Source organism: Bradyrhizobium sp. WBAH42, from assembly GCF_024585265.1.
Classification (GTDB): domain Bacteria; phylum Pseudomonadota; class Alphaproteobacteria; order Rhizobiales; family Xanthobacteraceae; genus Bradyrhizobium.
Genome location: NZ_CP036533.1, coordinates 7,436,482 through 7,459,896, shown reverse-complemented (window position 1 = coordinate 7,459,896; position 23,415 = coordinate 7,436,482). Strand labels below are relative to the sequence as shown.

The 23,415-nt window shown below is 62.4% G+C and carries 15 protein-coding genes; 7 read left to right on the top strand and 8 right to left on the bottom strand.

What is annotated here, in order from left to right:
- Positions 1-428: 428 nt before the first annotated feature.
- Positions 429-1,859, top strand: coding sequence for an undecaprenyl-phosphate glucose phosphotransferase (locus DCG74_RS35075; protein WP_172785798.1), 1,431 nt, complete (start codon positions 429-431; stop codon positions 1,857-1,859).
- A gap of 43 nt (positions 1,860-1,902) precedes the next feature.
- Here the strand turns inward: DCG74_RS35075 and DCG74_RS35070 are convergent, their stop codons facing one another.
- The 3 genes from DCG74_RS35070 to DCG74_RS35060 all read right to left on the bottom strand — a co-directional run bounded on the left by DCG74_RS35070 (position 1,903) and on the right by DCG74_RS35060 (position 5,366).
- A complete protein-coding gene (locus DCG74_RS35070) occupies positions 1,903-2,190 on the bottom strand; it encodes a hypothetical protein (RefSeq protein ID WP_172785799.1) in 288 nt (95 codons plus the stop codon).
- Between the two features lie 376 nt (positions 2,191-2,566).
- Positions 2,567-4,768, bottom strand: a complete 2,202-nt coding sequence (locus tag DCG74_RS35065) for a Wzz/FepE/Etk N-terminal domain-containing protein (RefSeq protein WP_172785800.1) — start codon at positions 4,766-4,768, stop codon at positions 2,567-2,569.
- A gap of 31 nt (positions 4,769-4,799) precedes the next feature.
- Positions 4,800-5,366 (bottom strand): hypothetical protein, encoded by a 567-nt coding sequence (locus tag DCG74_RS35060; protein ID WP_246708843.1) that lies wholly within the window; start codon positions 5,364-5,366, stop codon positions 4,800-4,802.
- A 596-nt stretch (positions 5,367-5,962) separates the two neighbouring features.
- Between DCG74_RS35060 and DCG74_RS35055 the strand changes: the two genes are divergently transcribed.
- From DCG74_RS35055 to DCG74_RS35040, 4 genes are read left to right on the top strand one after another with little or no spacing between them, the layout of a single operon-like run.
- Complete coding sequence (locus tag DCG74_RS35055; RefSeq protein ID WP_257187480.1) at positions 5,963-7,174, top strand: acyltransferase; 1,212 nt, start codon at positions 5,963-5,965, stop codon at positions 7,172-7,174.
- A 7-nt stretch (positions 7,175-7,181) separates the two neighbouring features.
- The gene (locus DCG74_RS35050; RefSeq protein WP_172785801.1) at positions 7,182-8,522 is read left to right on the top strand and encodes a hypothetical protein; all 1,341 of its coding nucleotides are present in this window, start codon (positions 7,182-7,184) and stop codon (positions 8,520-8,522) included.
- A 9-nt stretch (positions 8,523-8,531) separates the two neighbouring features.
- Positions 8,532-9,638, top strand: coding sequence for an acyltransferase (locus tag DCG74_RS35045; RefSeq protein WP_172785802.1), 1,107 nt, complete (start codon positions 8,532-8,534; stop codon positions 9,636-9,638).
- Positions 9,635-10,723, top strand: coding sequence for an acyltransferase (locus tag DCG74_RS35040; RefSeq protein WP_172785803.1), 1,089 nt, complete (start codon positions 9,635-9,637; stop codon positions 10,721-10,723). The genes DCG74_RS35045 and DCG74_RS35040 overlap by 4 nt, the downstream gene beginning before the upstream one ends.
- A 15-nt stretch (positions 10,724-10,738) precedes the next feature.
- Here the strand turns inward: DCG74_RS35040 and DCG74_RS35035 are convergent, their stop codons facing one another.
- Positions 10,739-11,836, bottom strand: coding sequence for a glycosyltransferase family 4 protein (locus tag DCG74_RS35035; RefSeq protein WP_257187479.1), 1,098 nt, complete (start codon positions 11,834-11,836; stop codon positions 10,739-10,741).
- Positions 11,837-12,123: 287 nt separating this feature from the next.
- Between DCG74_RS35035 and DCG74_RS35030 the strand changes: the two genes are divergently transcribed.
- Together DCG74_RS35030 and DCG74_RS35025 are read left to right on the top strand one after the other, a co-directional pair.
- Entirely contained in the window at positions 12,124-13,578 is a 1,455-nt protein-coding gene (locus tag DCG74_RS35030; RefSeq protein ID WP_172785805.1) for a lipopolysaccharide biosynthesis protein, read from the top strand.
- A gap of 19 nt (positions 13,579-13,597) precedes the next feature.
- Positions 13,598-14,959 carry a polysaccharide pyruvyl transferase family protein gene (locus DCG74_RS35025; protein ID WP_257187478.1) on the top strand — a complete coding sequence of 454 codons (1,362 nt, stop codon included), beginning with the start codon at positions 13,598-13,600 and terminating at the stop codon, positions 14,957-14,959.
- A 53-nt stretch (positions 14,960-15,012) separates the two neighbouring features.
- Here DCG74_RS35025 and DCG74_RS35020 read toward each other — a convergent pair whose 3' ends face one another.
- From DCG74_RS35020 to DCG74_RS35005, 4 genes are all read right to left on the bottom strand, one after another.
- Positions 15,013-16,134: an acyltransferase gene (locus DCG74_RS35020; RefSeq protein WP_172785807.1), complete on the bottom strand. Its 1,122-nt coding sequence runs from the start codon at positions 16,132-16,134 to the stop codon at positions 15,013-15,015.
- 236 nt (positions 16,135-16,370) lie between these two features.
- Entirely contained in the window at positions 16,371-20,279 is a 3,909-nt protein-coding gene (locus DCG74_RS35015) for an RHS repeat protein (RefSeq protein ID WP_172785808.1), read from the bottom strand.
- Between the two features lie 466 nt (positions 20,280-20,745).
- Positions 20,746-22,137, bottom strand: a complete 1,392-nt coding sequence (locus tag DCG74_RS35010; RefSeq protein WP_172785809.1) for a hypothetical protein — start codon at positions 22,135-22,137, stop codon at positions 20,746-20,748.
- Positions 22,134-23,399 (bottom strand): glycosyltransferase family 4 protein, encoded by a 1,266-nt coding sequence (locus DCG74_RS35005; protein WP_172785810.1) that lies wholly within the window; start codon positions 23,397-23,399, stop codon positions 22,134-22,136. The genes DCG74_RS35010 and DCG74_RS35005 overlap by 4 nt, the downstream gene beginning before the upstream one ends.
- Positions 23,400-23,415: the final 16 nt, after the last annotated feature.

Genomic DNA, 23,415 nt, shown 5'->3' with positions numbered 1-23,415 from the left:
TAGGAATTGCATCGCTGCCTCGAAGCGTGCGGCAAGTCTGCATGACTCGTGGCAGATTCTCGCATACACCCGCAGATAGAAATCCCTGGAAATTCTCGCAAGTGATCCGATGTTGCGTTCGGCGGCAGCAAAGCAGCGCCTCAAAGTTGAGCGAAGAGCGGTTCGTGCAACGATTGCGTCGCGTCCGATGCGGAACTTGATTCAAAATAGGGCAGTCCGTTCGCTCATATGTCAGCACTGTGACGACATTTTCAGCGCGTCGAATTTCGCGACGCATCTCAACGCGACGCATCGTTCGTGCGCCGCAAAAGTTTCGCGTGCAGCGCCACAATGTCGCTGCGATCGAACAACACTTTCGGTGCGGGGGATTGACGAGTCTTCAGCATCACGATGAGCGTCAGGCACTCTCTCGATACGCAGAGGTTCGAATGGCTGTTGCAACTTATGGTTCTGAAAGCGCGCATGCGCTGTCATCTGCGCGCGGCAGTGCGCTTCAGAGGCCCTTTCAGATCGTCGTCATCGCTGCTGACTTTCTGTTGATTCTGCTGAGTTACGTGGCGGGGGCTTCGCTGTATGGTGTGGCCGTCGCATCGCCGCCCGACGGTGCATCGGTGGGAGCCGGATTGTTCGTCGGCGTGGTGTTCGTCGGAATCGCCTATTTCCGGGACGTCTATTCCACGCACCGCCTGCTCAATCTGCTTTGGCAGCTTCGAATGGCGGCGTTTATCTGGCTGACGTCGCTCACGATCCTTGCTGTTGCGGCCTTCCTGCTGAAGTCGACGGACAATCTGTCGCGCGGCACCGTGATCCTCTTCGCCGTGATCGGCGGGCTCGGCTTGATCAGCCTGCGCTTCGTCTGGCAGGCCGTGTTCGGCACGAGCTTTGCGAGAAGCCGCTTGGTCGATCGCAAGGTGATCCTGCTCAGCCTGAAGCCGCTCGACTTCACCTCGAGCCGCTTCAAGGATCTGCGCAGGAACGGCTTCGACGTCATGCGCCATTTCGTGCTCGGAGATGACCGGGATGATGGCCAATGGGAGCGGCAGATTCGCGACGTCATCCGTCAGTCGCGCGCGGCCGATGTCGACGAATATCTGCTCGCGATCGACTGGAACGAATTGCCGATGCTGCGCAAGCTCGGGCCATATTTGCGCGCCGTCCCGCAGCCCATTCGCCTGCTGCCGGACGATTCGGTTGCCGACCTGGTGACCCGTCCCTTTTTGCCGGTCAGCGGCACCGTCGCGGTCGAGATCCAGCGGCCGCCGCTCACCATTCTCGAACGGCTGCAGAAGCGCTGTCTCGACGTCGGCGTCGCTCTGTTCGCGCTCGTGCTGCTGACGCCGCTGCTGCTGACCGTGGCCGTGCTGATCAAGCTGGATTCGCCGGGAACCGTCATATTCCGGCAGTCGCGCCGCGGCTTCAACGGCAAGCCATTCGAGATCTGGAAGTTCCGCACCATGACGGTCTCCGAGAATGGCGAGACGGTAACCCAGGCGACCAAGAAGGATGCTCGCGTCACCAAGATCGGCCGCTTCCTGCGCATGACCAGCATTGACGAGCTGCCGCAGCTCTGGAACGTGCTGCGGGGGGACATGTCGCTGGTGGGACCGCGTCCGCACGCGCTCGCCCATGACAATTACTACGACGAGCTCATCAGCAAGTATGTCTACCGCCATCACATGAAGCCGGGCCTGACCGGCTGGGCTCAGGTGAACGGATTCAGGGGCGAAACGCCCACGATCGATCTGATGGAAAAGCGGGTCGAGTACGACGTCTGGTACGTCAGCAACTGGAGCATCTGGCTCGACCTGAAGATCATGGCCCGCACAGCGTCCGCAGTGATGTTCCAGGAAGCCTATTAGGCGCTCAATCTCTCAATCGCCTGCCTCCGGCCCCCCGGGGGCCTCAGGTTTTATTCTGCGGGGGCTTGCCGAGGAGCCGCATGATCGCATCGCGCAGGGCGAGCAGCGGCGGCACGAGCACGAAGAAGGCGCCCATCGCGACGGAGACGATGACGTGGCGGATCGAGAAAGGCTCGTCCTGCTCGATCTGGCGCCGGCTCGGGTCGATGGGCGCGGGTGAGAGCGTCGTCGCCATGGGTTGGCGGAGCGGCTTGCGTGGAGGGACCACGATCAACACGAATAGAATGTTGAGCAGAACCCAAATAGTCAAAATCGTCAGGACGATCAGCATCCGAGCCTACCGGAAAAGAACTGCGAGTATGAGCCGAGATTAGCCTCGGGGAACCGAGAAAGAAAGATGCCTAAAGTTTCGGCATTTTCAGGCATCAAGCTCGGATTGTCTCGTCTTATCGACGGATGATTGTCCCTCGGCGCATTGTTCCGGCGACCACCGTACCCGTCAATCCTTGCTTTTGGCTAGAGCAATAACTGCAAGTTGTGGATTCCGGACGAATACGGACTCGCGCGCAGGTCCGGCGCGCTTGCCGCATCTCCGGTCCGTGTGCGAGGGCGCACGCGACGCCATTCCAGCGACCGCCAAGCACGAATAAGGCCCGCTGCCAGACGGCTGCGGGCCTTAAGATCGCTCAGTTCGGCTGGACCTCGCTCTAGGCGTGCTCGACGTAATAGCTGTTGTGGTGCTTGCCCTTGTAGGCCTCGATGCGCTTGAGCATCTTCGGATTGGCGCGGTTGAGCACGGCGCCGAGCAGCTTCTTCTGCAGGACCTCCGACCCGGAAACCGACTCCTGTAGCGCGCTTCGCGTCGTCTGCCCCCATTCGATGACGTAGACCATGGCGTCGATCAGGAGGCTGACGGCCTTGGAGTCCGCCACCGGCATCACCGGGGCGAGATCGATCACGATGTACTCGTAGTGCTCCCTCAGCACCTTGAGCAGCTCGGCCATCGCCTTCGAGCCGATGACGTCGGCGGAATTCACCATGCGGGACGCCACGACGGAGGGGAGGAAATCCAGTCCCGTCTCCTTGCTCCGCTGCACGTGGTAGCCGAGGCTCGCGGGGTCGTTGAGTGCCTCCACGAGCCCGCTCTTGGCGTTGGGCGCGAGCTCCCGCGTCAGCGAGCGCGTGTGCAGGTCGCCGTCGATCAGAACCGTGCGATGGCCCGTGAGCGCGATCAATTGCGCGAAATTCGCAGCGACGGTCGTCTTTCCTTCCTTGGGAAGGGAAGAGACGATGCCGATCACCTTGATCTCGCGGGTCAGGCGCGCGACATCGATCGACACCTTGATATTGCGCAGTGTCTCGGCGAACCGCGAGAACGGATGGTCGACGACGTAGCGAGACACATCGGATGCGCCGGTCTTCGTGGCCGGACCGATATCGGGCAGGACGCCGAGGCACTTCACGCCGAGCTCGTCCTCGACCTCGCCGGGGGTTCGCAGCACGTCGCTCAGCAGCTCGCGTGCAAAGGCGACGCCGAAGCCGAGACAGAGGCCGCCGACGAGGCCCCCCACCAGCGCGAGGACCGTGCGCGGCGAGCTCTTGCGATCGGGCTTGGTGGCGGTGCTGATGAGGCGCGATTCGCTCAGCGGGAAGCTCTGATTCTGCGTCGCGCTCTGCAGCTTCTCGAGGAAATTGTTGTAGAGATTGCGATAAGTGTCGGCGGCGCTTTCGAGATCGCGCAGCTTGACTGCGGCCTGGCCGGTATCGCCGGCCTGGGCGACGAGCTCCTTCACGTTCTTTTCGAGCGAGGCCTCGCGGCTCTTTGCGATCTCATAGTCGCTGCGATAGGCGTCGCCGATCCGATGCAGCTCATCGGCGATGTTCTTGCGCAGCTCCTCCATCTTGTTGGCCAGGTTCACCGCCGCAAGATGGCCCTTGCCGTAGCGCCTGGACCAGTCGGCATATTGGGCCTGGAGGTCGAGATATTGGGCGCGCAAGCGGGTGATGACCGAGTTGTTGAGAGCATCGGTCACCGTCGATTGTGCGACGTCCTGGTCCGAAATCGCGGTGATCCGGTCGAGCCGGGCCTTGGCTTCGGCCGTCGACGCCCGCGCTTGAACCAGCTGGGTGTTGAGGTCCGACAATTGTTGTTCGGACATCAGGCCGCGGCTGGTTCCGACGATGTTGTGCTCGGCCTTGAAGGTCTGCACGGCGCGATCGCTGGCCGACGCCTGCTCGCTCAGCTCGATGCTGCGCTGCTGAAGCCATTCGGTGGCCCGCTTGGTGGATTGATATTTGGCCTCGAGAGCGCCGACCAGGTAGGCATTGGCGATGGCGTTGGCGATCTTGGCGGCCTTGTCCGGGCTCCGCGCGCGATAGTTCAGCGACAGGACATAGGTCGTCAGCACGCGCTCCGTCCGCAGGTTCTTCTGAACCTGCTCGACCACGGCATGTTCGATTCGCTCCTGTGACGCCGGCTCGCCGGAGCCGAACAGCGAGGTGATCTTGCCCATGATCAGGGAGAGAAGGCCCGGATTGGAGCCGTTGAACTCCGGATCCTCCGTCAGCTTCAGGCGACGGACGACGGACAGGATCAGATCGTCCGAGTTGATGACTTCGACCTGACTGTCGACATAACCGGTGTCGATCAGGGCGCTGCTGGCGTTGCTGTCCTTGTCCAGCACCTGCGCCTGGCGCGTGTCCATCATGATGCGGGCGTTCGCCGTATACATGGGTTGCGCCGTGACCAGATACAGCATTACCAGCGCCAGCGAAGCTCCGACACACGCCGCGATGATCGGCCACTGGCGGCGGAGCACATCGGCCACACGCTCGAAGCTGAGGACTGCCCCGCCGAATTCGATGCCGAATCGGTGTCCCGACTGGAAATGTTCTCTAGGCTGGTACATGTGCTAATTCGCTGCCTTTGGTCATCATCGATCAATTCGGAAGGGGGACGGGCTTGAATGGATTGGCCAGCTTGGTCTTCCACTCGCCGTCGAGCAGGCCGCCGCCTCGGGGCGGTTGGGCCGGGCCTTTGATCTGCGATTGCGCCTGGACGCCGGAATTGTCTTCGCCCGCGGCGGCATAACCAGACTGCACGTTGAGATCGCCGATCCGCTGCGCGAAATCCCTGATCTTGCGCGCGGCATCCGGCTTCGTCGTCGTGCACCGCCCTTCGGCGATCCGCAACGCGGCGCCGATGGCCGAACGATCGCTCGAAGCCGATGCCGAAATAAGCGTCTGCACCGACGGCAGCAAAGACGGATTGGTCGCAATCAGCGTCGCGAGCCGGTACCGCAACTTTTCCTTGTCATTGCGCAGTCGCTCCAGAAGCGAGGAGGGCGACTTCACGAAGGTGTCGAGTTCCAGTTGCGAGGCGCGGTCCGAAAATTCGACGCACTGAGCGCGGCAAGCATCGGCGCTCGAGACGATCAGCGCAGAACCTATCAAGACAGTCGGTAGCCATCGCGGTTGTGCATGACGACGTGTTAGTCCGCGGCCCATCCGTGTTCCTTGCTTCTGTTGCAATTGGAGAACAGGCGAAACTTGGCAGGTAACTGTGTCATCTTTTTGTGCGGCGCAAAAGCTGGAGCGCGAACGTCCATGCCGCACCACGTTGCTCGAATTTGCGCCGGTTGCAAAAGCACGATTTACAATGCCTGCGAGATTGGCATATCGCGCTCACGAATGTTGCAACTTGAAAACATATCAGGCACTCGCAGGCCGCCACGTCGCAAAACCGACACAAGTCGAAGCGCGCGACTATTGTTCCCTCGCATAAAAAATTTTTCATTGCCGCATCCATGCGCAGACGGATCAATCTCATACGCGCCGCTCTTCATCGCATCAGCGCCGAATTTCGCGCACACTTTCCACGCAAATACTCGCAATCATCACGGCTGATGAAATTTGCGCCCGAAGCACGCGGCGTCTCAAACAAAAAGTGGCGTGAAGTTGGCGCTCGCATGTCCGAATGATCTGCGAGCACTGAAAGTATCGTCGGTCGTCATGCATCGCGTGCGAGTCGTGGGATCGCGGCGATTGAACATGCGCGAGACCTGATACACACTGCTGCGGTGCAATAGCTATGGAATGTTGATGTGACGGAGTTGGTTCATCGTGAGAAGGCACATGTCCTGCCGCTCGACAGCATTCGGGGGATCGCCGCGACGTCGGTGGTGATTCACCATCTCCTGCTGATGCCGACATTCCTCGCGGCGTTTCCGCACAATGCGTGGATCAATTGCTCGTTCTTCCGAAGCGCTTGGCTGCTGGTCGACTTGTTCTTTGTTCTCAGCGGGATCGTCATGTCGCTCAGCTACGTCGAGAGCGACTTCGGACGCTTCTCGCTACGCGAATTCATGGTGCGGCGCCTGGCGCGGGTCTATCCGCTGCATATCGTCATGCTGGTTGCCAATCTGTTGTTTCGCCTCCTGCGCATCAGCCTGGTCATGGCAGGCGTCGTCGTGGCCGCGCCGGCGGCCTTCGAGGTGAACAACGCCTATTCGTTCGTGCTCAACGTCTTTCTGCTGCACTCGATGGGCTTCATCGACTATCTCAGCTGGAATGCGCCGAGCTGGAGCATCAGCGTCGAGTTCTACACATATCTGGTGTTTGGCCTGATCGTCCTGTTTGCCCAGCGCATGCGCTCCCTGCTGTGGTTCTACGTTCTCTGCGGCCTGGTCGCGGTGGCTAGCCTCGTCGTCATCATCTTCGTGCTCGATAAGAGAAGCCTCGGGCTTCAGACCGATTTCGGCATTCTGCGCTGCTTCGTGAGCTTCTTTCTGGGCGTGTTGACGGTGCGGATCGTCGATCGCCTGCCGGCCAAGCCGGGCCCGGCCGTCCAGGGCCTGGTGCAGCTCGCCGCCATGATCGCCAGCGTTGTCCTGGTGAGCTTGGCGGAAACGAATCCCGCTGCGACCTTCCTCGCGCCGGTGACGTTTGCGATCTTCCTCGGCAGCCTGCTCGCCTTTCCCGATGCGATTCTCGTTCCGCGGATGCTGGTGGCGGGGCCGCTGGTCTGGCTCGGACGCCGCTCCTATTCGATCTACATGGTGCACGCGCTCGTGGTGCTGCTGTCCGAGTATTTCGTGCGGGCGCTCGGGGCCGGGCGGATCGCCGCTCTCGATTCGGTCTGGGCGGGCCTGCCGGCCACGCTGAATCTCGTGGTCTCGCTTGCCGCCGTGCTCGTGGTTTCGCACTTCACTTATCGCTACGTCGAGATTCCCGGCGGCAGGTGGATGCGGAACGCTCTGGGTAGCCGGACCGATTTCTCCGCCTCTCCGGCGCCATCGGCGCGGCCGACGAACTGAGCCGGACATGACCATCCTCGCGCTGAACCGGCCGAAAATGACGCTGATCAGCCTCAACATCGAGGCGATCGCGCTCGGCGTCTATCTGATCCGCGACGCCTTCGGCGGCGTCATCCGCTACTACACCAGCATCTATCACTTGAATCCGCTGTGGTATCTGCCCGACGCCGTTGCGCTTCTGTGTCTGGCCCAGTTCTTCGTCCATTGCATCCTGCGTAATCGTAGCACTCTGGCCCTGCTGGTGCTCGTGCAGATCATGCTGTCGCTCGTGCTCGGCTATTTCATGCTGGGGACGACGAACGCAGCGATCTCGTCCTTCAAGATGATGTTGCCGGTCTTCGTCGGATTTTGTTTCTGCGATTCGAGCCTCGGCTCATACCGCAAGCTGCTTTCGGTGATCGCCGTGACGTTCTACCTGTCCGTGATCGGCGTCTTCCTGACGAAATTCTACCTGATGCCTTGGGTCGGCTACAAATACGAATCCTTCGGCGCCGTCCGCGAAGCCGGCCGGCTGTGGTGGGCCTATGGCGGCGACGACCAGCGCCTGATGGGCTTTGCGGCCGACAATACCATGGCCGCCTTCTTTATCCTGGTGTCGTTCGCGATCACCTCCATTCGCAAGAGCACGACGTGGTGCCTCCTGTTCGGCTCCATCGCGATCTATGCCATCAAGCTGACCACGAGCAAGACGACCATGATCGTCCTGGTGCTCTATTTGCTCTTGCTGGTGTTCGTGCGGATGCTGCCGGAAAAGTCACGCTTCCCCGCCATCCGATCCATCGCGCAATGGTCTTTCGCCTCGATCTTCGTGCCGTTCTTCATGATCGTGGTCGCGTCCGGCACCGCCGCCGTGCCGCATTCGACCTTGTTCAGCATCCTCGATCGCATCAACAACAGTTGGCAGAAGCCGTTCATCTACCTGAGCCAGCTCATGCCGGTCGGCCTGGTGACCGGCTGCGGCGCGGGCTGCTTCAACTATCCGCAGCAGCTGTTCTCGCCGCTCGCGCCGTTTTGGGTGCCGGTCGACAATTTCTACATCGGGACGTACCTGATGTTCGGTCTTCCCTTCGTCGCATTCATGGTGATGGTGTTCCGGGCAACATTCGGTGCGACTGACGTGTACAAGCTGACGCTGCTCTTCATCGTCAACCTGTTCACGATCACGGTCTTGAACTACGGCCCCGCCTCCGGCCTTCTGATCATCGCGCTGAGCTTCAGCGAAGTGTTCTCGCGGCGTGCGACCTCTGCACGTGGGGCCGACGCCGTGCCAATCGTCATGCGGCCACCGGTGGTGCCGCCACTGGATGGCTTCCGCCCGGATCTACCGGCGGCGAGCGGAAGCAGGTGAGAACGAACGATGCATAGACGGCTCGCATTCATCGACACGCTGCGCGGTATTGCCGTGTTGTCGGTCCTGGTCCAGCACGTATTCGAGGTGATCGTCGAGAAGCACCCGACGGGCGCCTATTACTGGCCCATCCACGACGTGTTCGGCTATTACATGAACTTCGGCCGGTTCGGCGTCGTCTTGTTCTTCTTCGTCAGCGGCTTCGTCATTCCGTTCAGCTTCCCGGACAGCGCCACGCCCGTGCGGGATTTTACCATCAGCCGCTTCTTCCGGCTCTATCCGGCCTACTGGACATCGCTCGTCGTCGGGCTCGTGACGATGCAGCTCTTCGACTCGAAAGTCTATCCGCTGGGGCAGATTGCCGCCAACGTGACGATGTTGCAGACGTTCGTGAACGTCCCGAACCTCTGGGTGTTCTACTGGACGCTGGCGATCGAGCTCTTGTTCTACGTCGGATGCACGATCCTCTTTGCAATGGGGCTGCTGAACCAGCGCTTCACGGCGGTGACGATCGTCATCGCAGCCGCTCTGGTCGGAACCACCGCTGCGCTTTGGGTCGAGAACAGGGCCGTCTCGTCGGTGATGGAGGTCGGGTTGAACCTGTCGGCGATGTTCCTCGGCAAGATCATCCGTGACACCGTCATTGGTGGCAAGCTGCGATGGACCCATGTGGCCGTCTGCACCCTGCTGTATGCGGTCTTCGCCGCCACCCTGTCCGACCGGCGTTTCGGAGGCGTGTACCACGAGAATTTCTTCTACAGCTATTCGATCGGATCGGCCTATGTCTGCGCGGCGCTGGTCTTCATCGCCTTTGCCGTGTTCGGCGAGCGAATGGCGTGGCGTCCGATGGCGTTCGTCGGCGTCATCAGCTATTCGGTCTACCTGATGTCGCCGTTCGTGATCGTCGCCGTCCATCGCCTCGTTTGGTTCGGCGACGGGCCGCTCGGATGGTCGATCTTCATGGGCGTGATCCTGGCGTTGTCGATCCTCGTCAGCTGGATGACCTACGCCTTCGTCGAAAAGCCCTGCATTTCCTTCGGGCAGAGGTTCCGCTCGGCGCGACGGAAGCCGGTCGTTCTCGAGCCCGCTCTCAGCACTCAGGGTGCCGCGGAGTGATCAAGACACCGCACCAGCCGGGCGCCGCCTATGACGGGTCGTTCGTTCCGTCGGTCCAGGGCCTGCGCGGCATCGCCGCGCTGAGTGTGCTGATGGACCATTTCTACGACATGCCGAAGGGCGGCATGTACGACATCCCCGATCCCGGCTTCCTGCCGCCGCTCTGGGCTTGGCTGCAATCGGTGATCAATGTCGGCGGGCACGGCGTCGAGCTGTTCTTCATGATCAGCGGCTTCCTGATCCCGGCGAGCCTGGTGCGGCACGGGTCGTTGTCGCGGTTCTTCTTCGATCGCGTCCTGCGCATCATGCCGGTGTTCGTCGTGCTGCATCTTGCGCTGTTCGCGATCGGTCCGATCGTGGCGTACAAGTTCTTCCGCGGCATCGACCTGAGCAACTATCTCGCGATCTTCGCGGCCAATCTCTTCTTCGTGCAGGACGCGCTCGGCCTGCCGATCGCCCAGCAGAACGCCTGGACATTGACCTATGAGTGGGCGTTCTACATCTGGTTTGCGCTGACGTTCTCGGTCTGGCGCACCGGTGGCAGATTGCTGGCGGCGCCTTTGCTGCTGCTTGGCATCGCCTGCCTGATGCACTGGCCGATCACCGCCTTCTTCTGTATCGGCATGCTGTTCAGCGCCACTGGATTTCGCATCTCGATTCCGGGGCGGGCCGGCTTGGTCGCCGGCCTTGCTTGCGGAGCTGCGCTATATGCGAGCCTGGTGTTGTTTCACCCCTTCGTCGGGCTCATCCCCGGATTTCTGCTGTTCGGCATGGTGCTTGCTCCGGACTCCGGCCTCGGCAAAGCTCTGAGCGCACCGGCGCTGCAATATGTCGGCAAGATCAGCTACAGCCTCTATCTCGTGCACCCCTTCGTGCTCTTCCCCCTGCAGGTGATCGGCCTGAAGCTGGTCGCCGTCGGCGTCGACCGCTGGCTGCTGTGGGCCGGCTTCATCGGGCTTGGGCTGGTGATGTCGTTGGTCGCAAGCGCGATCAGTTATGAGCTGATCGAGGTCAGGCTGAGGCGATTGCTGGACGGCGCGATCCGCGGCATGTTCTTCCGGCCGCAGATCGAGCAATCGGTTTGAGGGCGCCGCTCGCGCTCAACTCACGGTGCGACCGGCGAGCCGGTGATACGATCCAAGGAGCTGCTCGGCGATGCGATCCCAATTGAGAAGGCCGGCGGCGGTCTGCCGTGCGCCTTCGGTTAACGTCGCGGCCAGCGGCTTGGAGGTCAGCACGCGTTCGAGTGCGTCGGCCAAAGCCGGGGCATCGCCGGGCGGAACCAGCAGCCCGTTGACGCCATCCGTCACGACGTCGGGAATGCCGCCGGTGGCGCTGGCAACGACTGGCCGGGAATTGCCATAGGCCGATGCAAGCACGCCGCTCTGCGATGCGTCCTTATAGGGCAGGGCAACCACGGTGGCGGATTGAAACAGTCGGCCGGTATCCGCGGGCGAGATATAGGCGTTGATGGTCTTGACCGTCGGCATCGCCTCCATTCGCGCGCCGAGCCGTGTCATCTCGGGGCCGCGGCCGGCGACGATCGCTTCATGAGCCACACCGCGCTTGGCCAACATGTCGATCGCATCGATGAAGACGTCGAGACCTTTGTAGGCCCACATCCGCCCAAAAAACAGGATGCGTGCAGCCTCAGGCGCGGTGACCGCACCTCCGGCCGGCGGGACCATGAGCACGCCGTGCATGCTGGAGACGATTTCGCCCTTGAAGTCGGGCGAGGCGCTGCGAAAATCGGCGATGCAGCTCTCGCCATGCGTGGTGACGACCGATGCTACCGCGCGCATGCGACCCCGCCATGCATCTTCGCGCGGCGACGTACCGGAGCCGCCTTCCGAATGCGGGATCGCATCGTGAACGGTCAACACCAAGGGAATGCCGAGCGGACGGAGAAACTGGATCAGCTTGGACGTGTAGATCTCCGGAACTTCGTGACAATGAATCACGTCGGGGCGAAACGAAATTATGTCCAGGAACGAGGCCGGGATGCCGATCGCGCCGCCGCGCCGCAGGCTCAAGTCACGAATTCTCGTCTCGAACGGAGCCGTCACGGCGATATCGGCCAGTTCCCATTGCTGATTGGCGTCTTTGCGGTTGAGCACCAGCCGGACGTCGCAATGGCGGGCCAATCCCGACGCGAGACGGTAGGAATATTCCGCAAAATGCGGTGCGTAGATGGCCACACGCAAGCGCCTGGAGCTGCGGAGAGAACGCTGGGCGGGCGGGTTCATCAAGGCATCCATTTTGCATCACTCGCAAAGTTGATCGGAGTGTAGTCCACGATTTGAACTCACTTCCACTCTAAATCGGAATCGTGACGGCACTCATCTGATTGCCATCACTCCGTCGTATTGTCGCGAGCATTCAGTGCTCCGCCGTGATCGGAGATGGTGACGTCGCGGCAGCATCGCATGCCACGCGTCTAGCTTACGATTGTGGTTGGATCTGTCGGAATTGGGTCGAATTGTTGATGAACGTCACGGGCAAACAGCATCAGGTCGTAATTGCCTTGTTCTGGTCGCTTGCCCAGAATTGGGGCGGCCGGGCGCTGTCCTTCGTGCTGTTCCTGGTGCTGGCCCGGCTGCTCAATCCCGCGGATTTCGGCGTTGCCGCGCTCGTCGCCTTCATCCTGCTGCTCTTGAGCTCGGTCGCCGAATTCGGCTTCGGTGATGCGTTGATCCAGCGGCGAACGCTCGAACCTGCCGATGTGACGCTGCCGTTCTTCTGCTCATTTGCAGCGTCGACGATCCTTGCGGTTCTGATTGCTGTCCTGGCGACGGATATCGAGCGCTGGTTCGACGTGAAGGGGCTCGCGCCGCTGCTCACCGCCGCGAGTCTCTCGCTTCCGATCGGCACCGCGACCCTGTTCCAGGAGGCGCTCTACAAGCGCCAGATGGATTTTCGCGTGCTCGCGGTCAGGACCATGGTGGCGACCGCCATCTCCGGCGTCGTGGGAATTGCCTGCGCCTATGCCGGGTTCGGTGCGCTCAGCCTGGTGATCCAGGTGGTGGTTCAGAGCGCGGTCAGCGGCCTGTGGCTCTGGAGCCAGCCGCGTTGGCTGCCGATGCGCGGCTACGATGCCAGAAGCTTCCGCGAGCTCTCCGGCTATAGCGTCCATGTCGTGCTGAACCGGCTGCTGGATTTCGCCATCGTTCGCACCATCGACATGATCATCCTGTCGCTCTATGGCGTCGCCGCCCTCGGCATCTACACGGTCGGTGCGCGGGTCTACATCATCCTGATGCAGCTGCTCACCCAGGCGGTCATGGACGTCGCGCTCAGCGCGCTGTCCAAGATCGCGCATGAGCGCGACCGGATTGCCGGGGCCTACCTGCGCAGCGTCAGTCTCGGCGCGCTGGTCGGATCGCCCATCTTCGTGCTGCTTGCGGCGATCGCGCCGGAAGTGTCCCTGCTGCTGTTCGGCGCGAAGTGGAGCGGCAGTGAAGCGGTGATGCGGCCGCTGATGCTGGTCGGCGCGATCCAGACGGTGCAGTTCGTCAACAGCGCCTATTTCGGCGCGCTGGGCAAGCCGAACTACGTCTTTGCGCTGAACATCATCAAGTTCTGCACGGTCGTGCCTGCGATGTTCCTGCTGCCCTCGCGCGACATCGGCCAGCTGGCGACGATCTTCGCCTTCGCGCAGCTCGTGGTGACCCCCGTGACTTTCGCGCTGGCGCTCCGGCTCTTGGGCCTGAGCTGGAGCCAGTTCCTGCGTCCGATTGCGGGCTGCCTGTGCGCCATCGTCCTCGCCTATGGCGCGGTCGTGCTGTGCCGCGCGGCGACGCCGGACATCAACCCGTATTTGCGGATGGGGTTGCTGTCGTCATGTTTCGGCGCGACCTATCTGATGAGCATTCTGCTGTTCTGGCGGAAGCAGCTCTTCTCCCTGATCGATTTCGTCGTGAAGCGCGGTGCGACCGCCTGAGGAAGACGAGGAGGACCACGTGAAGCAATTGATCCCCGTACCCGTGCGCAGGCAGCTTCGAGGCTGGCTCAACAGCGCGAAGAACACGCCCTTCGCGGTCGATCTCCTCGAATTGCGCAGATGGCAGATCGCCCGGAAGGATGTCGGCATCAACGCCGCACCGCGCAACAATCCGCGCCGTCTGCTGGTGCTGCCCTCCGATCCCTGGAGCATTCATCAGTCGCGCGGCGACGAGGCCATGATCGAGGCGGCCGCCGGAGAGATGAAGCGGGCCTATCCGGATCTCGAGATCTACATCGTCACCGCCACCGCGGCGGCCAGCGCCGACGTCCGCGTCATGGGCTTCAAGCCGCTCGAGCTCTGGAAGCAGCCGTTTTCCTATGAGACGGTCGCGCAGGAGCTCTCGATCATCCGTCCCGATTTCGGCGTCATCCTGGGCGCCGACGTGCTCGACGGCTATTATTCTCCGGTGGATGCCGCGCGCATGCTGCTCGTCGCCGACCTGATGGCGGCGTTCGGCGCCAAGGTCAGCGTGCTCGGCTTCAGCTTCAATTCCCGCCCCGCGAAGGCGCTGCGCGAGGTGTTCCGGCTGATCGATCCGGGTGTGGTCCTCAATCTGCGCGATGCGATATCGCTCCGGCGTTTCGACGACTTCGCCCGGAAGCGCGCCCGGCTCGTGGCGGACGCGGCGTTCATGCTGACGCCGCGAGCGGACACCGCCGCAGTCAAGGCAATCGCGGCCACGATCGCGCGACAGCGCGCGCAGGGTCGCAAGGTCTTCGTCTTCAACATCCACCCGATGCTGTTCAAGAAGCCGGAGCCGGCCAAGCTGCGGAAGATGATTGAGCTCGCGGCGAGCGCCATGGAGCGGCTGTCGCGGCAGCACAATGTAAGCTGGGTGCTGCTTGCACATGACTACCGCCCCGAGATCGCCGACGACAATTGCCTGCGGCCGCTGGCCGACCGGCTCAAGCCCACGCTCGGCGAGCACGTGCACCATGTCGAACAGACGCTGTCGGCGGGCGAGATCAAGGCCGTCGTCGGGCTGGTCGACGGCGTGATCACCGGCCGCATGCACCTCGCCATTGCGGCGCTCGGACAGGGAACGCCTGTCGCCGCGATCACCTACCAGGACAAGTTCCAGGGCCTGTTCGCGCATTTCGGCATCAGCGAGCAGCTGCTGCTCTCGCCGGCCCAGTTCCTCAACGGCGACAGCTTCGAGCAGTTTGTGGAGCACTTCATCGGTGCCTACGAGGCCGCCGGCGACCAGGTCCGCCAGGCGCTGCCTGATGTCATGGAGCTGTCGCGTGCCAATATCGCACCGTTACTCGGCGATAGCGCGATCCGGATGGCAGCGAAGGCCGACGGCAAGGTGGCCTGAACGCCTCCTAAAGCGCGATGCGATTAGGATCAATCGTCATCGCGCTTTAGGCGTCAGTTGACCGCCCGCTCGGTATTGTCGAAGCGCAGCGCCGGTTCGGCTGCCTGAGTCGCGCGCGGCGACGCGACGCCGATGTCGGCCCAGCGATTGATCAGGCGCCGGGCAGGATTTTCGAAATAGGCGTAGGTACGGTCCGCGATGACGGTGAGGACTACGCAGCATGCCAGGGCGAACAGGCCGAACTGGTCCGGGCGCAGCTCGAGCCAGGTCCATAGCGGCTTGAACACGGCAATAAGGATGGCGTCGTGCAGCATGTAGATCGCGTATGAGGTGTTGCCGAGCCGTCCGAGCAGCCGCGCGCCGGGAAATTCCTTGAAGGCGCTTTCGCCAACCGCGGTGAGCAGGATGGCACAGGAGAACAGCAGAATGGCCAGATCCGGCTTGGCGAAGACGTTGAGCACGAGCACGGAGAGCCCGAACATTGCGATGCCGGCGAACACGACCGGCTTGTGCCGGTAGGGCCCTGACATTCGGAACAGGATGGCGAGCAGGATGCCGTTGAGGAAGCTCGGCAAGGCGCGCAGCATGCCGTAGTCGAAATTGGCGCCGTACATCTGCGATCGCTCCTGCCAGATCGGCAGATGGCCGTGGGCAAGGACCAGATAGAGCGCCGCCACGATGACGCCGAGCATGACCGGCTGGACCTTGCGCGCCAGCAGCATCAGGAGCGGAAAGATCAGATAGCAGAAGAATTCCGCGCTGATCGACCATGACGGCGAGTTGAAGCTGAGATGGTTGGTGACGCCCCAGGCCTGGAGCAGCAGCAGGTTGTAGAGGAAGTCCAGCGGGGTTGATCGCGCCGTGCGCTCGAGGCCGACGCCGATCAGCACCACGAAGACGAGCAGGCTCAACAGGTGCAGCGGATAGATCCGCGCGATGCGCCGGATCATGAACCGGGAATAGGCCCTGACACCACGCGCGTCGGACGGGTAGGAGTAGGAGATCACGAAGCCGGACAGGATGAAGAACATGTCCACGAACAGGCCGAAGGACCCGTTCCAGGCCGGCGAGATGCCCGGGTCGATCATCTTGAGATGAAAGATGAAGACGCCGAGGGCGGCAACGAAGCGATAAAAGTCGAGGACGACGAAACGTCTTGCTTCACTGGCTTCCATCGGGCCTCGGAGTCCTTGCGCGGGTCGTCTGTCTTCTAGAGACGAATTGTGACGCAAGTTCGCAGGGCGCGGCGCCGTCGCGGCCATCCGTCCGAATTCATGCGGCCCATCCAATAGCGGATGGCTGCCAGCTCTCTGCTCATCATTGAGGCAGGCGCCCTGCAAACGAACAGGGGGCCGGAACATGGTCCCGGCCCCTGCGATGTCGATGCCCGCTTGGGCAAATGGCGCCCAGCTCAGACGAACAGGAAATCGTGGCTCGTCAGGTTCGAGACATAGACGTTCTTCAGCAGGATCGTGTCGTTGGCCGAGAACGTGATGACCGCGTTCGTGCCGGACTGCGTCATCTGCAAGTGGCTGTAGTCTGCGGCCAGGAGCTTCGAGATCTGGATCACGTCGTGGCTCGTGCCGTCGCCGGCCTGGAAGTTCAGAACCTGGTCCTGGCCGTGATCGTAGGCGATCGTGGTCGAGCTCGGCGCGGCCGAGAACACGTCGTTGCCGGCCCCGCCCTGGATCGTCACGCCGGCAGCGACCGCCGTGACGTTGTGGGTGCCGTCGGTCTTGGTCTGATCGAAGAACTGCAATGCGCTGGCGCTGTTGTAGTTCTCGTGCTGCGTCGTTCCGGTCTGTCCGTTGAAGTTGAACAGGAACACGTCCTTCGTGCCGTCGGCATTGTTGGCGATCTCCTGGGTCTTGACGCCGGCACTGTTGTAGATGTCCGTCAGCTTGCTGCCGTCGTTGTGGATGACCTGGGTATAGTCCAGCGTGCCGTCGGCGTGGGTCCGGGTGAGCTCGACCAGCTTGCCCGAGGCGTCGAGGTGCTGATGCTGGGTGGTGTAGGACTGCCCGGTGACGTTGTAGTTCCAGTTGTCCGATGTGCCGTCGGCATTCTTGATGTAGGCGGCGGTCTTCACGCCGGCGGTGTAGACCGTCGTGGAATTGTAACCGTCGCTCTTGGTCGTCACCTCGCTGGTGATGACGCCGTTGGCATCGTACCAGTCCGAGGTCTTGGTGCCGTCCGCGCTCTGCACCAGCTTGAAGGCCAGGCTGTTGTCGGCGTGGGTGCGCACGATGTTGGTGAGGAAGCCGGTCGTATCGTAGGTGTCGTGCTCGTTGGTGTAGTTCTGGCCGACGACGTTGAACTGGAACACGTCCTTGGATCCGTCGGCGTGATAGTCGGTCTCGGTCTTCTTGACGCCTGATGCATCGTAGTTGGTGACGACGCTGCTGCCGTCGCTGTTCACCACCTGGGTGTAATCGAGCGAGTTGTCGGCATGCCAGCGGATCACCTCCGTCGTCCGGCCGGCCGGATCGAGGTGCTGATACTGCGTCGTATAGGTCTGGCCGGTGATGTTGTAGCTGTAATTGTCGTGGCTCATGTCGGCGTTGGTGATGTAGGCCGCGGTCTTCACGCCGTTGGTATAGACCGTGGTCGAGCTGTAGCCGCTGGGCTTCTCCAGCACCTCGCTGGTGAGCACGCCGTTTGCGTCGTACCAGTCCGTCGTCTTGGTCCCGTCGCTGCTCTGCACCAGCTTGAACGCCATGCTGCCGTCCGCGTGCTTGCGGATCAGCGTGGTGAGGAAACCGCTCGCATCGTAGATGTCGTGCTCGGTCGTGTAGCTCTGGCCTTTGATGTTGAAGAGGAAGACGTCCTTGCTGCCGTCGGCGTGGAGATCGGCTTCCTTGATACGCGTTCCCGCCGCATCGTAATTGGTGACGACGCTGCTGCCGTCGGCGTTGATGACCTGCGTATAGTCGAGCGTGCCGTCGGCATGCTTGCGGGTCACTTCCGTGATCTTGCCCGTGGGATCGACGTGCTGGATCAGCGTGGTGTAGCTCTGGCCGGTGATGCCGAAGGCGTAATTGTCCTGGCTGCCGTCGGCGTTCTTGACGTAAGTGTTGGTCTTGACGCCGTTGCTGTAGACCGTGGTCGACATGCTGCCGTCGGCTTTCTGCACCACCTCGCTGGTGAGGGTGCCGGCGGCATTGTACCAGTCGGTCGTCTTGGTGCCGTCGGGCGTCTGAACCAGCTTGAAGGCGAGGCTGCCGTCGCTGTGCAAGCGCGTCAGGTTGGTGAGGAAGCCGGTCGAGCTATAGACGTCGTGCTCGGTCGTGTAGTTCTGGCCCTTGATGTTGTAGGTCCAGACGTCCTTGCTGTGATCGGAATGATAGGTGGTCTGCACCAACTTGACGCCGGTGGCGCTGTAGGTGGTGATCACGCTGCTGCCGTCGCTGTTGTAGACCTGGGTCGAGTCCAGCGTGCCGTCGGCGTGGCTGCGGGTCACCGAGGTGACCTTTCCGGAGGCATCGAGGTGCTGCACCTGCGTGGTGAAGCTCTTGCCGGTGATGCCGTAGGTGTAGTTGTCCTGCGAGCCGTCGGCATTCTTGACGTAGGCGGCGGTCTTCACGCCGTTCGTGTAGAGCGTGGTGGAGTAATAGCCGCCGGACTTCTGCACGACTTCGCTCAGCAGCGTGCCGGCCGTGTTGTAGGTGTCGGTGGTCCGGGTCCCGTCGGTGGCGATGTGGACGAATTTCGTCTGCACGCCCGAGGTGTAGCTGATCAGGTCCTTGGAGCCGTCGGTGTAGGCGACGGTGGTCGAGGTCGGCTGCCCGTTCGAATTCAGGCCGGTGTCCGCCTTCGACACAAGCGTTCCGCTGGCGTTGTAGGTCTTCGTGCTGCTCCAGGTCGCGGCCGTATTCGTCACCGAGAACGAGTACCCGCCCTGGATCTTGGAGAGGGCGCTGCTGTAATGGGAGATGATGTAGTCCATGGTCGCCTTCGAGGCGACCGGCAGGACGTGTGAGTCGGTCAGTGTGATGGTCTGCAGCGCCGTCGACTTGCTGAGGTCGGACAGTTGCGGGACGATCTCGGCCGCCGTGCCGGTGACGCTGGTCCGCGTGTCCGGCGGCGTCGGCGTGGTCGCAGGCGCGTCGATCTCGATGATCAGCGGGTGATCGCTGACCGGGATCGTGATAGAGCTGACGTCGGTATAGCTGGCGATCGCGGTGGTTCCCGTCAGCGTGTCGTACACCTTCACGGTATGATGGACGGCGCCGAGGTTCACCGTGACCGTCTGGGCTGCATTGGACAGCTCGGTATCGGTGGCGTCGTTCCAGAGCTTCGGCTCGGCCCAGACGACGAGCTCGTAGGCGCCGTTGCTCTTGCCGAGCACCATGCTGTTGCCGGTGGCCGGCATGTTGCTCAGGGTGTAGTTCAGTGGGTCAGTCGGCTGCAGGCCGCCTTTGCCGTCGTCGGCCAGAATGGTCGTCAGATTGTGAATCGCCGTCGCGGCGAGCTTGGGCGTGCCGTCGGAATTGAACAGTCCGAAGTTCGCTTCCGGGTTGGTGTTGGCGGCCGAGGAGTCGCGGTCGAACAGCTCGTAGAGATAAGTCGCGCTGACGCCGGCCTTGTAGGCATCGACCAGCGTGTTCAGGATCGATTTGGCCTGCACCGTCTCGTTGACGCCGAGATATTGGGTGTTGGCCTGCGTGGTATAGCCGGTCTCGGTGATGACGACGGGTTTTCCCGGTGCCGCGGTCATGACGGCGCTGAGCGTTGCCGCGATGGAGCTGTCGGTGGTCAGGCTGGTGCTGACATAGGCGTGGGCGTTGGCATAGTCGACCGAGCCCGACATGTCGCCGAGCTGCTTGTAGCCCTGTGGATCGTTGTAGGCCAATGACAGATTGTAGACGGGGATGCTGGCGAGCGTGGCGTTGGAATTGACGGCCTGATAGAGCGCGCTCTGGAACTGGGCCGCGGCCGAAAGGCTGGAGCTGCCATTGTAGCTGAAGGGCTGGTGATTGGCCTCGTTGAGCCCCTCGATGGCGCTGATGCTGCCCGCATGGCTCGATGCGAATTTCTGCAGCGAGGCGATGTAGTTCTGCAGCCCGACCGTGCCCGTCTGCGGCAAAGCGGACGAAACCAGGAAATCGAACTTGTAACCGGCGGCGGCGAGGCCCTCGACCACCGGTTGCGCAGCCGGGCTGGTTCCCATCGCGTCGCGGAGATGGGTGACGCCGAGATATTTGAGGTCATCGACCATCAGCGCGAGATTGTTGTAGCCGGTCCACCCGAACCCGGCATGCGTGTTGACGCCGATGGAGTTGATGAAGCCGCTGGCAGACAGGATTGTTTGATCGGACATTGCCCACTCGAATTTCAGCGCGAACGAAATTGCTCGCAGGGATTTGCGTTCAACCTTCTCTGTCGAGTGTGAATTTCAGATAAAAATGGAAGCTACAAATCGCGAGTGAAACGCGGTTCCTTGCGTAGGAACAGATCGACTCGAGTCGCAGCAGAATGCTTGATGCGATGCCCGTGCAGCGTGGCGTCACGAAGGCGCTTTCAAGATTTTCATGATCTGCGTTGCTGAATATATGCGCATAAGATCCGAGATCGTAGGATTGCACAGCGAGCCGGCAGCCATGCCGCCTTCATGGGCGGGTAAGTTGATGCTTTTTAACGCACTGGTTGTGTCCGTATTTTCCCGGGTATTGGTGCCTCGGCTTCTGGGGAAAGGCTGACGGTCTCGCGAGGGAACTGGATCGGCTCGGCTCAAGCATCGGCTTGACCATCCGCAAGGTCCGGCAAGAAGCGATGCGTGCCGCCGATTAACCGCGGCGGGCCAGCATCAGAAAGTCGCCGCGCCATCCGACGATCGCCGTTGCGATCGCGGCGATCATGATCTTGCCCGCGAGCCAGGCCGCCGGCTCGGTCGGCATCGCGCCGAGCGATCCGATCAGGACCGCGGCTGCCAGCGCCTGCACGACCAGGGACCAGCGCGGGAATGCCTCGAACCGCAGCGTCGGGCCGAGCGCGACCAGGATCGTCGCGAGCGTGGCGAGGCAAGCGCAGCCCACTGCCTGTCGCGGCGACAGGCCGGCCCATGTCGCGGCCAGCGCGAGGGCGGCGACGATCGCGAGCTGGCCGGCCGCAACGACCACGAGCCTCGTCGCGCGCTTCTCCAGGTGCGGAACGACCGCAACGGTCGCCTGGAGGTGCGTGTGCAGGAAATAGAAGACGGCGACAACAGGTGCCGTCGTCAGGAAGCCATCAAGGCTCTCCCGCGGCACCAGGATTCGGGCTGCATCCGGAATGAAGCCGACCAGGCCGCCGAGCAGCACGAGAGTCGTGCAGACCATGAATTCGAACATCCGCCGCGCCGATTGAACCGACTTCATGACGGTTCCGCGTTCGAAGTCCTTCACCACATCGGGATAGCTCACGGTGTGGATCGCTGCATTGAGGACCCAGAACGGGCGTTGCAGCAGGTCGAGCGCGATCGAAAATCCGGCGCCGGCTCCCGTCGCGCCCAGCCGGCCGATGATGATGAAGCGGAGCAGCACCGGCACCGACAGATGGATGACGGACGCGCCCGCCGCCAGCATGCCGTAGCGGGAGAAATCCTTCCAGTCGGCCAGCACCCTCCGCAGCGGTACGCGCTCCAGGGGTGTGCGATAGGCCAGCAGCCCGGTGAGCAGGCCGAGCGCGTGGCCCGCGCCGACGCCGAGCAGCGCCGCCTCGGCCGTTCCCCAAATCGCGGCTCCCGCGGCGGCCCCGGTCAGGAGAGCGGTGGCGCGAAACGCCAGAAGAGAGGAGGCGATGCCCAGTCGGTCGGACAGACGGACCGACAGGAAATAGAGGTCGGTCAGGCCCTGAAGCACGGAGATGCCGAGGCCCAGCGCGATGATCCCGGCCGGGAGCACGCTGGCCAGCGATGCGCAGCTGCCGACCACGACGAGCGCGGCCGCGCTCGACAGGCCTGCGGCGAAGAGCGACCACCTCAGCCGCGCCGCCTCGTCCTCCCCGGCTGCTGCCAGAAAACGCAATCCGGCGAGCTGCAGCCACTCGAACATCAGGACGCAGAGCAATTGGCTCGAGGCCAGTGGCAGCGAGAAATTGGTGTAGTCGGCGGCGGGCAACAGGTGACTGATCGCGAAGATCAGGATGATCGCCGCGGCACTCTGATAGAGGTAGCCCGCCATCGCGAAGAGGCGTGTCATCTCGGAATGAGGCGTTCCTTGCCGACGGCCCGCGGCGCTTTGGTTGCCGAGCGCATGCGCGACATCCGCTGCTCGCGCAATTGCTCATACAGAGTCTTGTAGGATGACAGCACGTCGGCAAATATCCATTTGTTGGTATCCGCGATCAGGCGCCGGCTGATCTCGTCGATCTTGTGCGGATCAGACGCGACTGCCAGCATGCTGTCGGCCAGGGATTGCGGATCGGCATCGGTCAGCCAGCCCGTCACGCCGTGCTCGATGACCTCGGGCATGCCGCCAAAGCGCGTTCCGAGCAGCGGCCTGCCGGCCGCCTTGGCATCTGCCACGACGAGTGGACCGGGGTCGTGCCAGATGGATGGCGCGACCACCACGTCGACCTGCTGGTAGAAATCGTCCGGCGCCACGAAGCCCATGAACTCGATGCGCGCATGCGGCGCGAGCGCCCTGAGGCGGCGTTGCTCCTCCTCGCTGACCCGGCCGGCGATCATCATCCGGATGCGCTCGGGCGGCAGCATGGCAAGGGCATGCATCAGGTTGTCGATGCCCTTCTCCTCGGTGAGGCGGCCGATGAACCCGAACGTCACTTCCGAGGTGCAGACCGGGCGAGGATAGGGCTCGCGCGGCGGCTCGGTCGAGGCGTTGCGGATCACGGTGCGGATCGGCGTCTCCGCGAACATGCCCATATCGGTATGGATCGACAGCACGCGCTCGCTCACGCCGACCACGGCGCTCAGCCAATGCGTCGCCCGCTTGCGATGAAAGGTCAGGATCCCGCAGCTCGTGCAGGTGTGCTCGCAGGAGCGTCCCTTGTCGAAGCGCGAGCAGCGCGGGCAGGTCAGATAATAGTCGTGAAGCGTATGCAGCACCGGCACGCCGAGCTGGGCGGCGACGCGCCAGATCGCGGTGGTGAGACCCGACAAATTGTTGGAGTGCAGCACGTCCGGCTTGAAGGCCCGGATGCGTTCCGCGATCAGCGGCGCCTCAATCTGCCAGTCGTCGACCGCATGCCAGATGCTGCGCAAGACGGTGTTCTTCTGCTCGGTGAAGGGCCGATAGATGTTCTGGACCGGCGCGGAATAGACGTTGATGCCGTTGCAGCTTTCGCGCTCCTGCCCATGGGAGGACGCGGCCCGGATCACCTCGACCTCGTCTCCGCGCTGCGCCAGGCCCTCGGCGAAGCGCCGCGCGAAGATCTCTGCACCGCCGACGATCTTCGGGGCCTGAGGCGTCGGATAAAGCGTGGACGTCAAAAGAACTTTCATGGCGTAACCTCATGTC